Origin of the sequence: Sphingomonas sp., assembly GCF_035758555.1 — a bacterium.
Lineage (GTDB): Bacteria > Pseudomonadota > Alphaproteobacteria > Sphingomonadales > Sphingomonadaceae > Sphingomonas_B.
On sequence record NZ_DASTXI010000155.1, the window covers coordinates 1 to 11,596 of the forward strand.

General features: G+C 69.4%; 13 protein-coding genes. 7 read left to right on the forward strand and 6 right to left on the reverse strand.

All coding sequences use genetic code 11. The features are described 5' to 3' along the window. A partial coding sequence (locus tag VFT73_RS09300) for an HAD-IB family phosphatase (protein WP_326410186.1) occupies nt 1–416 on the forward strand: 416 nt, incomplete at its 5' end. 117 nt (nt 417–533) lie between these two features. On the opposite strand, the gene VFT73_RS09305 is transcribed toward VFT73_RS09300, so the two are convergent. Then, nucleotides 534–1,706, reverse strand: a complete 1,173-nt coding sequence (locus VFT73_RS09305) for an aspartyl/asparaginyl beta-hydroxylase domain-containing protein (protein ID WP_326410188.1) — start codon at nt 1,704–1,706, stop codon at nt 534–536. A gap of 106 nt (nt 1,707–1,812) precedes the next feature. On the opposite strand from VFT73_RS09305, the gene VFT73_RS09310 reads away from it, so the two are divergent. The 3 genes from VFT73_RS09310 to VFT73_RS09320 are packed head-to-tail and all read left to right on the forward strand — an operon-like array spanning nt 1,813 to nt 4,302. Next, entirely contained in the window at nt 1,813–2,523 is a 711-nt protein-coding gene (locus tag VFT73_RS09310; RefSeq protein WP_326410190.1) for a ParA family protein, read from the forward strand. 11 nt (nt 2,524–2,534) lie between these two features. Next, nucleotides 2,535–3,002 (forward strand): hypothetical protein, encoded by a 468-nt coding sequence (locus tag VFT73_RS09315; protein WP_326410192.1) that lies wholly within the window; start codon nt 2,535–2,537, stop codon nt 3,000–3,002. Beyond that, nucleotides 2,995–4,302 carry an SPOR domain-containing protein gene (locus VFT73_RS09320; protein WP_326410194.1) on the forward strand — a complete coding sequence of 436 codons (1,308 nt, stop codon included), beginning with the start codon at nt 2,995–2,997 and terminating at the stop codon, nt 4,300–4,302. Before VFT73_RS09315 ends, VFT73_RS09320 begins: the two co-directional genes overlap by 8 nt. Nucleotides 4,303–4,424: 122 nt before the next feature. Here the strand turns inward: VFT73_RS09320 and VFT73_RS09325 are convergent, their stop codons facing one another. Both VFT73_RS09325 and VFT73_RS09330 read right to left on the reverse strand, forming a co-directional pair. After that, nucleotides 4,425–5,627, reverse strand: a complete 1,203-nt coding sequence (locus tag VFT73_RS09325; RefSeq protein ID WP_326410197.1) for a dihydroorotase — start codon at nt 5,625–5,627, stop codon at nt 4,425–4,427. After that, nucleotides 5,624–6,580 carry an aspartate carbamoyltransferase catalytic subunit gene (locus VFT73_RS09330; protein ID WP_326410200.1) on the reverse strand — a complete coding sequence of 319 codons (957 nt, stop codon included), beginning with the start codon at nt 6,578–6,580 and terminating at the stop codon, nt 5,624–5,626. The genes VFT73_RS09325 and VFT73_RS09330 overlap by 4 nt, the downstream gene beginning before the upstream one ends. Before the next feature lie 139 nt (nt 6,581–6,719). Between VFT73_RS09330 and VFT73_RS09335 the strand changes: the two genes are divergently transcribed. Together VFT73_RS09335 and VFT73_RS09340 are read left to right on the forward strand one after the other, a co-directional pair. Beyond that, on the forward strand, nt 6,720–7,025 hold the full coding sequence (locus VFT73_RS09335; protein WP_326410203.1) for a glycine zipper 2TM domain-containing protein: 306 nt from the start codon (nt 6,720–6,722) through the stop codon (nt 7,023–7,025). A gap of 28 nt (nt 7,026–7,053) precedes the next feature. Beyond that, nucleotides 7,054–7,374, forward strand: a complete 321-nt coding sequence (locus VFT73_RS09340) for a glycine zipper 2TM domain-containing protein (RefSeq protein WP_326410205.1) — start codon at nt 7,054–7,056, stop codon at nt 7,372–7,374. 80 nt (nt 7,375–7,454) lie between these two features. On the opposite strand, the gene VFT73_RS09345 is transcribed toward VFT73_RS09340, so the two are convergent. The 3 genes from VFT73_RS09345 to VFT73_RS09355 form a co-directional block, all read right to left on the reverse strand. Further along, entirely contained in the window at nt 7,455–9,473 is a 2,019-nt protein-coding gene (locus VFT73_RS09345) for an elongation factor G (protein WP_326410207.1), read from the reverse strand. Nucleotides 9,474–9,714: 241 nt separating this feature from the next. Continuing rightward, on the reverse strand, nt 9,715–10,050 hold the full coding sequence (locus tag VFT73_RS09350; RefSeq protein ID WP_326410209.1) for a cytochrome C: 336 nt from the start codon (nt 10,048–10,050) through the stop codon (nt 9,715–9,717). Beyond that, nucleotides 10,047–11,036, reverse strand: a complete 990-nt coding sequence (locus VFT73_RS09355) for a virginiamycin B lyase family protein (RefSeq protein WP_326410211.1) — start codon at nt 11,034–11,036, stop codon at nt 10,047–10,049. The genes VFT73_RS09350 and VFT73_RS09355 overlap by 4 nt, the downstream gene beginning before the upstream one ends. Before the next feature lie 92 nt (nt 11,037–11,128). On the opposite strand from VFT73_RS09355, the gene VFT73_RS09360 reads away from it, so the two are divergent. Continuing rightward, a complete protein-coding gene (locus VFT73_RS09360) occupies nt 11,129–11,431 on the forward strand; it encodes a polyhydroxyalkanoic acid system family protein (RefSeq protein WP_326410213.1) in 303 nt (100 codons plus the stop codon). The last annotated feature ends 165 nt before the right edge of the window (nt 11,432–11,596 follow it).

Sequence of the window (11,596 nt, forward strand, 5' to 3'; positions counted from 1 at the left end):
GGACTCTGGTGCGGACGCTGCGCGCGCGCGGCGTACGAACAATGCTGGTGTCCGGCGGCTTCACGACCTTTGCCGAGCGGGTGGCGGCCGATATCGGCTTCGACGCGTATCGGGCCAACCGGCTCGGGACGGACGGAGGCAGGCTGGACGGCACCGTGGAAGAGCCCATCCTGGGCGCCGACGCGAAACGCGCAGCGCTGCTGGAGCAGGGAATCGATCCGGCCGCGGCGATCGCGATCGGCGACGGGGCGAACGACGTGCCGATGCTGGCGGCGGCAGGCTTTTCGGTCGCCTATCACGGCAAGCCCGCGGCAGTGGCGGCAGCGGACGCGGCAGTGCGGTATGGCGACCTGACCGCGGTGCTGCACGGGCTTGGCGTGCCGCGCCGGGAGTGGGGCAAGGCCTCCCCTCCCTGAAAGGGAGGGGCTGCGGGTGGGTGTCGGCCGCAGGCCGAGCGAAACTCCGTCGTCCGGGTTTGACGCTCGCTGGCGCTCGCTACCCACCCCTAACCCCCTCCCTTTCAGGGAGGGGAATTACGAGCTCATATCCAGCGGCTCGCCCCTGAATTCGTCGATCGCTTCGAACAGCGCGGTGAGGGCGGCACGTTCTTCGGCGTCGATCTCCGGGCGCCAGATTTCGAACAGCAGCACCACCCGGCGGGACGCGCTGTCGTTCCACGCCTCATGCTCGATCGTGTCGTCGAAGATCAGCAGCTTGCCTTCCTCCCACCGCCGGACTTCGTTGCCGACGCGGAAGCGGCAGCCGTCCGGGACGATCAGCGGCAGGTGGCAGATCAGACGCGTGTTGATCAGCCCGTTGTGCGCGAAGATATGCGCGCCGGGCTTCAGCAGCGAGAACAACGCCATCGGCGAGCGGCCGCGGATCACCGGCTGCGGCGCCCCCTTCAGCGCCGCAATCGTGTCGGGGCAAAGCGAGGCGTTCGGCTCGACCGGCTCGCCGCGCAGCAGATGGAATGCGCCCCAGTCGCGGTTGGCGACGAGGTAATGCGTCTTGCTCGGACGGGTCGGATCGTCCTCGACATAGGGCGGGAAATCGTGGGTCTGGGCGAGCACGGCGTCGAGCTCGGCGCGGACCGCCGCCGTCTGCGCTTCGATCGCCGGTACCCAGTCGAACGCCTCGCGCTCGTAGAACTGGATCTGGGGCAGGCCGGGAAAATAGAAGCTGGTCGGCTGCTGGAGATAAAGCTCCTTCTCCCCGCTCGCGATCGCCAGTGCGTCGCGGACGCGCGGCCTGAGGTTCGCGCCGGCAAAGCCTGCCGCTTCCAGTGCCTGGTCGAGATGGGCGCGGTAATCGCCCTGGCCGCGCTGCAGCTCTGCCGCGACCCGCTGGACCTCGGCCGCAAGATTCGGCGGCAGGTTGGGCGTGTTCTGCGCGACGCCGACGACGAGCTGGTAAAAGCTGTGGGCCGCGCGCACGTCGCCGCGCCGGCCCATCACATCGCCTTTCATGATCAGCCCGCGCAGGTGGCGCGGCTGTTCGGCCAGCAGCCGGTCGAGCGCTGCGAGCTCCGCCTCCTCGTCGCGTTCCAGCCGGCAGGCCTGGGCAATCAGCAGCCAGGGCGGGGCGATGCCGCCCCCTGCGCCTGCGACCTGCTCGAACGCCCGTCGCGCCGACGCTCCGTCCCCGCGCTGCATCGCGGCAACGCCTTCCCGCACCAATCGATCGGCATCCTGGGCATTCAGCATGGGTGTGCGATTAGCCCGGCCGCGGGCCCGGCGCCACCGCGCTTAACCACATCTTAGACTCTGGGTGCGACTTCGGGGACGGAACACCATACCCCGAAGGGATCCTATGCGCGTACTCGCAATGGCATCGCAGAAGGGCGGATCGGGCAAAACGACCCTTTCCGGCCATCTTGCCGTGCAGGCCCAGCTGGCGGGCGCAGGCCCGGTCGTGCTGATCGACATCGACCCGCAAGGCTCGCTCGCCGACTGGTGGAACGAGCGCGAGGCGGAACTGCCCGCCTTTGCGCAGACCACCGTCGCCCGGCTCGCCAGCGACCTCGACATCCTGCGGCAGCAGGGGTTCAAGCTCGCCGTCATCGATACGCCGCCGGCGATCACGATGGCGATCCAGAGCGTGATCGCGGTCGCCGAGCTGATCGTGATCCCGACCCGGCCGAGCCCGCACGACCTGCGCGCCGTCGGCGCCACCGTCGACCTGTGCGACCGCGCCGGCAAGTCGCTGATGTTCGTCGTCAACGCCGCGACGCCGAAGGCGAAGATCACCGCCGAAGCGGCGGTCGCGCTGTCGCAGCACGGCACCGTCGCGCCGGTGACGATCCACCAGCGCACCGACTTCGCCGCGTCGATGATCGACGGGCGGACGGTGATGGAAGTCGATCCCAAGGGCAAATCGGCCCAGGAGGTCGAAGGACTGTGGTCCTATATTTCCGACCGGCTGGAGAAGAATTTCCGCCGCACCGTGTTCAGCGTCCCCGGCGCGAACGCCGGCGCGCAGCGCCAGGCGGGCGGCTTCGGCCGCCGCGTCGTCGGCCAGTAAGGGGGGCGACGATGGAAGCAAAGCCGTTCGCTTCGCTCAGCTCCTCGCTGCTCGCGCGCAAGGGCCAGGCCAAGCCCGCGATGCGCCCGCAGGGGTTCAACGGGTTCGGTGCGCCGCAGGAAGACCTGGGCTGGAACGACATGGGGTTCAACACGCCGAGCCCCGCGCCCGCCGATGCGCCGCCTGTCGTTCACCAGCGGGAAGAACTCGCCGCACATTTCGCGCCGCCGGCGCCCGAAAAGCGGGTCGCAAAGGCGCGGACGCCGCGCGCCGCGGCCTCGCTCAACGGTCACAAGGCAGCGTTCACGCTGCGGCTGGACGAGGAGCGGCACCTCCGCCTGCGTCTCGCCTCGGCGCTGCAGCGGCGTTCGTCGCAGCGGCTGGTGACCGAAGCGCTCGATGCGCTGCTTAATTCGATGCCCGGTCTCGACGAGATGGTTGCCAAGGCCGGGCGCAATCTGGGGAAAGGCAATGCGTAGACTGTCGGCGCTGCGGCTCGCGGCCGCTTCGGTGATCGTGCTGTCGGCTGCCGCCCACGCGGCGGAGATCAGCGATGCGGCCAAGGCCGCGCTGCGCTCCGAAAAGGCGCTGGAGAAGAACAAGCCGGCTGATGCCGTGTCCGAAGCCGAGGACGCCGTGGCTGCTGCGCCGCGCGACGCCTCCTACCGGATGCTGCTTGGCCGCGCCTATCTGCAGAGCGGCCGTTTCCGCTCGGCGGCGGCAAGCTTCGCCGACGTGCTGGAGCTCGACCCGTCGAACGGCGGCGCGGCGCTGAACCTGGCGCTGGCACGAATCGGCACCGGCGACCGCGACGGCGCCCGCGCGGTGCTGGGCGAACATGGCCGGACCATTTCGGCGGGCGACCGCGGCCTGGCGCTGGCGCTGGCTGGCGATCCGCAGGCCGGCGTCGCGATCCTCGAATCGGCGGTCCGCAGCGGCCGGTCGGACGCCAAGACCCGCCAGAATCTGGCGCTCGCCTATGCGCTCGCGGGCCGCTGGCCCGAGGCGAAGGTGATGGCATCCTACGATCTTTCGCCGCAGGTGGTGACGCAGCGGATGCTGCAATGGTCGCAATTCGCGCTGGACATGGGGCCAACGGCGCAGGTCGCGTCGCTGCTGGGCGTGCAGCCCGGCGACGATGCCGGCCGCCCGGAGCGGCTGGCGCTGAACGTGACGCCGGCGGCACCGGTGCAGACGGCCGAAGCTGCTCCGCCGCCGCCCCTCCCGCTTCAGGTCGCCGACGCGCCCGCAATCGAGACCGCAGCCTACGACGCGCCTGTGCCTGTGGCAGCGAACGTGCCGGCGATCGAAACCGTCGCGGCCGAGGCCAAGGCGCTGTTCACGTCCGCCACCCCGGCCGTGGTTTTCGCGCCGCGTTCGGAGATCGTGCAGGCGATCGTCCCGTCCAAGCCTGCTCCGGAGGCCGTCAGGCCCGCGCCGCGCCTGCAGCGTGCGGTGTTCGTGCAGCCGGAAGGCGGCCGCTACGTCGTCCAGATCGGCGCCTATGACAGCGTCGGCGTGGCGGAAGACGCCTGGGGCCGTTTCGCGCGGCGCCTGCCGGCGTTCCGCAACCTGACCCCGTCGACTGCGGTGTTCGTCAAGGACGCGCGGACCTTCTATCGTCTGTCGGTCGGCGGCTTCGAGACGCGGGCGATGGCGGTCGATTTCTGCGAGACCTTCCGCACCCGCGGCGGCAACTGCTTCGTTCGCGAACAGGCCGGCGATGCCCCGCTGCAATGGGCGGGCCGCGGCGGCGCGGTGAAGTTCGCCGCGCGGTAAAGCAGTTCGGGCTCTATCGCTCGTCCCGAGCGGAGCGCGCAGCGCGAAGTCGAGGGGCGTCCGCTCCGAGCAACGCCCCTCGACTTCGCTCGGGACGTGCGGGCCTTTAGACCGCTCGTACTCTAAACGATCTCCCGCCCGCCCTTGAACAGGCGGAGCACGCGGCCTTGCACCGGCAGTTTGTCGAACGGCGTGTTGCCGGCGACGGCGCGCATGCGGCCCGAATCGACCTGCCACGGCGCGTCCTTATCGACGAGGATCAGGTCCGCGGGCGCGTTTTGAACCAGCCTGCCGCCGTCGAGACCCAGCAGGCGCGACGGATTCGCCGCGAGCAGCTCGAACAGCCGTTCGAGGCCGATCACTCCATCGCGCACCAGATTGAGCGATAGCGCGAGCAGCGTTTCCGCACCCGCGGCGCCGGCTGCCGAATCGGCAAAGGGCAGGCGCTTGTCCTCGGGCCCGCGCGGGTCGTGGCCGGAGGCGATCACGTCGATCGTGCCGTCGCGCACGGCTTCGAGCGCGGCGTGGCGGTCGGCTTCGCTGCGGAGCGGCGGCGACAGGTGTGCGAACGTGCGGAAGTCGGAAACGGCGAGGTCCGACAGGAACAGATGCGCCGGCGTGATGCCGCAGGTGACTGGCAGCCCCTTCGCCTTGGCGGCGCGGATCAGGTCGAAACCGGCCTGCGTCGTGACCTGGCGGACGTGAAGGCGCGCGCCGCTGATCCCGGCCAGCGCCAGGTCGCGCGCGATCGCCATCGCCTCGGCTTCGGCGGGCGCCGAGGGGAGGCCGAGCCGGGTCGCCGTCTCGCCGGCGGTCGCGACTGCGCTGGCCGTGAGGCCGCTGTCCTCGGCATGGGAAATGACGGTGAGGTCGAAGGCGGCGGCGTAGCGCAGCACGCGCAGCATCACGCCCGAATCGGCGATCCAGCGGCGGCCGGTGGCGACAGCCTTCGCGCCCGCCGCCTGCATCAGGCCCAGCTCGGCCAGCTCCTCGCCCTTCAGCCCGCGCGTGGCGGCGGCGAGCGGGTGGACCCAGATGTCGGGCTTGCCCGAATAGGCGGCGCGCTGGATCAGCCCGGGATCGTCGAGCGGCGGCGACTGGTCCGGCATCAGCGCGGCGCGGACGATGCCGCCGAAGCGGAACGCCGGCCCGTCGACGCGGAACACCCCCAGGTCGACGATGCCGGGCGCGAGCAGCTTGCCGCGACCGTCGATCGCCTCGGCGCCGGCGGGGACGTCGCCGCCGATTGCGGCAATCCGCTCGCCGTCGATCACGACGCTGGCGGACGCGCCGTCGGGCAGGCGGACATTGGTGAAGGCCTTCATGCCCAGCCCTCCACCTTGCGTCGCCTGCGCGTCAGCACGTCCAGGCAGGCCATGCGGACGGCGACGCCCATCTCGACCTGCTCGGTGATCGCCGAGCGCTCCGGATCGTCGGCGATACTGGAGGCGATCTCGACGCCGCGGTTCATCGGGCCGGGATGCATGACCAGGGCATCGGGCTTGGCGCGCGCCAGCCGCTCGGGCGTGAGACCCCAGAAGGCGTGATATTCGCGCAACGACGGCACGAACCCGCCGGTCATCCGCTCCATCTGAAGCCGGAGCATCATCACCACATCGGCGCCGTTTAGCCCGGCGTCGAAATCGGTGAAGGTGGCGACGCCCAGCTGCTCGAGACCGGCCGGGATCAGGGTCGGCGGCCCGACCACGCGCACGTCGGCGCCCAATGAGGTCAGGCACAGGATGTTCGATCGCGCGACCCGGCTGTGCAGCACGTCGCCGCAGATCGCGACCGTCAGGCCGTGGACGCGTCCCTTGCGCCTCCGGATCGTCAGCGCGTCGAGCAGGGCCTGGGTCGGGTGCTCGTGGCGGCCGTCGCCGGCGTTCAGCACCGGGCAGTCGACCTTGTCCGCGATCAGCCGCACCGCGCCGGAGCTGGCGTGGCGGATGACGAGCATGTCGGCGCGCATCGCGTTCAGCGTCATCGCCGTATCGATCAGCGTCTCGCCCTTCTTCACGCTCGATTGCGCGGCGTGCATGTTGACCACGTCGGCGCCCAGCCGCTTGCCGGCGATCTCGAAGCTCAACAGCGTGCGCGTCGAATTCTCGAAAAAGGCATTGATCAGCGTCAGCCCGCGCAGGCGGTCGTCATGCTTGGAGGTGGCGCGATTCAGCTCCACCCATTGCTCGGCCTCGTCCAGCAGGAACGCGATCTCGTGCGGCTGGAGCCCCGCAATCCCGAGCAGATGGCGGTGGGGGAACATGCGTGCGTCGGACATTAAAGCGGCTTCCTAGCGGCTAATCGCGACCGCGTCACGCGCGTCAATCATTCCTGCCCTCAAATGAACAAGTCGCTCCGAATCGGTTCAGGCGGGATCGGGCAAAAGCCGATTCGCGAGATCAGAAAAGGAGACGATCATGCGCAAGCTGATGATGGCCCTGGCAGTGGCCGGCACCGCGGTTCCCGCGATCGAGGCGCCCGCCAACGCCCGCCCCCACTATAGCCACAGCCGCACCTATCATGCGAGCGACCGCTATTATCGCTGCAGCCGCGGCAACGGCACGACCGGCCTGATCCTGGGCGGCGCGATCGGCGCCCTGCTGGGCCGCGCGGTCGACGGCGGCCGCGACCACACGCTCGGCACGGTCGTCGGCGCTGCCGGCGGTGCGCTGCTCGGCCGCGAGGTCCAGCGCAACCGGCAGTCGCGCCGCTGCTATCGCTGATCGGGGTTATTTTTGAGGGAGAAGAACAATGCGTAAGTTGATCCTGGGTGCCGCGATGGCCGCTGTCGCCCTGCCGATGCCGGCGATGGCGCGCCCACGGCACCATCATCATGGGGAGCGGCAATATCACGGCCGCCATTATTCGGGCCCGATCTGGGAAGGCCGTGACGGCCGCGTCCATTGCCGCCGCTCGAACGGCACCACCGGCCTGATCATCGGCGCCGCCGGCGGCGCGCTGCTCGGCCGTGCAGTCGACACGCATGGCGAGCGGACCACGGGCACCGTGCTCGGCGCCGCAGTGGGCGCACTGCTCGGCCGCGAGGCGACGCAGAAGGTGCGGTGTAGGTAGTTCAGAGCCGTTCGTGTCGAGCGAAGTCGAGATACGCTTCTCGACTTCGCTCGAAGCGAACGGGTTCTTTCAGCGGCTTGTTACGCCGCTTCCAGCTCCTTCTTCTGGTGGACCACTTCGTCCGCCAGCTTGCCGCTGATCTCCTGAAGGTGATCGAACTCGGCCGCGTAGGTCGCGAGGCCCTGGCTCAGCGAGCGCAGGTCGGCGTCGAGGCCGCGGAGCGCCGACTCGGGCATCAGCGCCTCGATCCGGTCCCAGCGATGCCAGCCCTCGCGCGGCTCCATCCCCAGCATCTGCCCGCGCCGCGACGAGATCGTGGAGGTGACGCGTGACGTCGCCGCATTGGGCGCGAGGATCGAGACCTTGGCGATCGGCTCCAGCAGATAGGGCGCGGCGGCGGCCAGCGCTTCGCTCATCGCGATCCGCCCGGCGGTGCGGAAAGCAAGCTCCGAGCTGTCGACCGAATGGAAGCTGCCGTCGGTCAGCGTCACCGCGACGTCGACCACCGGGAAGCCGAGCGGCCCTTTCTCCATCGCGTCCCTGATCCCGGCCTCGACCGCCGGGATATACTGGCGCGGGATCGCGCCGCCGGTGATCTTGTCCTCGAGCACGAATCCCGATCCGCGCGGCAGGGGCCGCAGCTCGATCACGCAATCGCCGTACTGACCGTGCCCGCCCGACTGTTTCTTGTGCCGGCCGCGCTGCGTCACCGTCTTGCGGATCGATTCCTTGTAGCCGATCGTCGCCGGACGCGAGGTCACGTCGACGCCGTAGCGGCGCTTCAGCCGGGCGAGCACCACGTTCAGATGCTCGTCGCCCATGCCCTTCAGCAGCGTTTCATGGTGCACCTCGTCCTGTTCCCAGGTGAGCGAGGTGTCTTCCTCGGTCAGCTTGTGCAGCGCGGTGGAAAGCTTGACGTCGTCGTTGCGGTTCCTGGGCGCGATCGCGACGACATGATTGGCGGCGATCCGGTCGCTCGCCGGGGCGGGCGGGGCCTTGCCATTTGCGGTCAGCCATTCGCCGGCCTGCACGCCTTCCAGCTTCGCGATCGCGATCACGTCGCCGGTTTCGGCACGTGCGACCTTGGTGGTCTTGTCGCCCTGCATGCGGAGCAGCGTGCCGACGCGCGTGCCGTTCAGCTCCGCTCCTTCCTGGAGCGCGCCGCCGAACACGCGGGCGAGCGCGAGCCGGCCGATCTGGTTGCCGTTCGAGACCTTGAAGACCAGCGCGCAGGCGCCGTCCGCGCCCAGCCGATCGGCCGCGCGATCGGGCGACGGCGCTTCGTGGCGGAGCGCCTTCAGCAGCCGCCGCACGCCGAAGCCGTTCTGCGCGGAGCCGAACATCACCGGCACGCCCAGATTGTCGCCGGTTTCCTTGGCCAGGTCGGTCAGCACCGTCTTCTGGTCGGGCGTTTCGTCCATCAGCAATTGTTCGAGCAGATTGTCGTCGTGATCGGCGAGCTGCTCCAGCAGGTGCATGCGGTCGGCCACCTCGCGGTCCATCAGCGCGGCCGGGATTTCGGTCCGCTCGGAGGGCTTGCCGGGCACATAATGGAACGCGCGCTCCAGCCCGACATCGACGAAGCCGGTGATCCGGTCCCCTTCCCAGATCGGGATGTGGCGGGCGAGCAGCGGCTTGGCGGAAAGCGGCTGCAGCGCCTCCAGCAGGTCGCGCAGCCGTCCGCGCGCCTGGTCGATCTTGTTGACGAAGATGATGTGCGGAATGTCCATCGCTTCGAGCTGGCGCAGCGCCGGCTCGGCCAGCTGGGCGCGGTCCTGTTCCGGATCGATGACGACGACGGCCAGGTCGCAGGCGGCGATGCCGAGCGCGCCGTCGGCGACGAAGCCGACCGATCCGGGCGAATCGACCAGCGCGAAATGGTCGCCCAGATAATCGAAATGCATGACGTTCAGCTCGGTCGATCCGCCCCGCGCCCGCGCCTCGGGCGAGGAATCGCCGACGCAGCTGCCAGCGTCGACGCTGCCCTGGCGTCCGATCGCCTCGCTGCAAAAAAGAAGGGCCTCGGCAAGGCTGGTCTTGCCAGCTCCGCCGGGCCCGACAAGCGCGATCGCGCGTGTGCCATCCGATCTACCAGGCATGATCGTCTCCTTCGTCTGCCGCGCGGCAGACCCACGAAGGAGACGCGGGCCTGCGCGCGTCTGTGAGTCGAAGCGGGGATGGTCGGCCTGTGGATTGTTCGGGTCAAGCCTAATCAAACCCCTCCCCTTCAGGGGAGGGGCAAGGGGTGGGGATCGGCCGACAGGCCGAGCAAAACGCTGAATGTCCAGGATGCGATTGCCCCAGCCCAACCCCTCCCCTGAAGGAGAGGGGCTAAGGTCGTCACCGCCCTTGCAGCCAGTCGATCACCGCCTTTCGGCTCGCCGCATCGGTCATGCCCGGAAAGCCCATTTCGGTTCCCGGCACGACCTTTTCGGGCGCCGCGATGAAGCGATCGAGCAGCTCCGGCGTCCAGCGCGGATTGCTCGTGGCGAATCGGCGCAGCGCGGGCGAGTAATTATAGTCCGCCTCCGCGGCGACCGGCCGCCCGACGACATGATATAGCGTCGGCGCGGCGGCGCTGTTGTCGCCGGCCTCCAGCGCGTGGCACGACGTGCATTTTCGCGTGAGCGCCGCCCCGTCCGGCGCCGCCGCCATGGCCGCCAGCAGCACGATCATTGCGCGCGCGTGTCCACGACCATGATCCGGTCCAGCCCCGATTCGGGCAGGTAGATCAGGCCGTCCGCGCCCAGGATCTGGCGGACGTTCGAATTCTCGCCGCTGCCGGGAAAGCGCTGCCACTCTTCGGTCGCCGGATCGAACGACAGCACCGCGTTCGCGCCGAAATCGCTGACCCAGATCGTGTCGCGTCCGTCCACATAGACTGCGTAGACGCGCGGCCGCTCGCCGTCCGGCTTCCAGCTTTTCCACGCGCCCGTCGACGGCGTGTAGCGCGTCAGCTGCCCGCCATTCCATTCGGAAATCCAGAGATGGCCTTTGCTGTCGGCCCAGACGCGGCGCGCGCCCTGCTCGGCGGTCGGCGGCTCGATGATCGTCGCCGCGCCGCTCTCCATGTCGACCTTCGTCAGATGGCTGCCCGCCAGCGACACGTAATAGATCTGCCCGTCCGGCGTCGCCGCGATGCCATAGGGCCCGCGCCCTTCCGGATCGCGCCACACGTCCATCTTGCCGGTCTTCGGATCGAGCCGGCCATAGACGCCCGCCTGCCCGGTGAACCAGATGCGCCCGCGCCGGTCGAACGCGGCGGTGTTCAGGTTCGCATCCGGGAAATCGCCGGGAAGGCGCCAGACCTTCACTGCCTTCGTCTTCGGATCGTAACGGACGATCGCGTTCAGTCCGCCGTCGGTGATCCAGGCCGCCCCGTCCGGGCCCTGGATCACGCCGTGCGGCGCAGCGCCTTCGCCCAGCGACACTTCCTCGATGGCGCCCGTCTTCGGATCGAGGATGCCGAGCTTGCCGGTCCGCTGCGCGGTGTACCAGACGCGCCCGTCGGGCGCCGGCGCGACGTCGTGCGGGCGCGTGCCGGCGGGCACGTTAAAGACGCGGACGTTGCCGGATTGAGCGGTGGCGGGAGCCTGCTCGGCGCAGGCCGGCATGGCGACGCCGGCGATCAGCAGCAGGGCGGGGGCGATGAAACGGGTCATGCGATCCTCCTTGTAGCGCCATCCTAGCCGTTCGCCGCGCGCGAAGGAACATTGGGATTGCCGCGCGGCAGGCGCTGGGCGATCATGCCGGGATGACCGCACCGATCGAACTGGACCTGCCGCACAAGCTCGGCCGCGCCGCGGCCCGCGCCCGGATCGAACAGGGCATCGGCCGCCTCGCAAGCTTCATTCCCGGCGGCACCGTCAGCGAGCATCACTGGGACGGCGACACGCTCAGCTTCTCGGTCGAAGCCATGGGCCAGCGCGTCGTCAGCCGCCTGACCGTGCTCGACGACAAGGTCCACGCGGTCTTCGACCTGCCCCCCTTCCTCGCCCTCTTCGCCGACAAAATCCGCGCCAAACTGGCAAAGGAAGGTCCGAAGCTGCTGGAGTAGATGCGGGGGACTGATGTCGGCTATGGGTGATGGGGTGGACGCCCCCCGACGGCATCATGGTGTGCCAAGGTGAGGTGTCAGACTTCACCTGAGGGAGGCGTCCATGGAGCAGGTTACCACAATCGGGCTGGATATCGCCAAGCATGTTTTCCACGCGCACGGGGC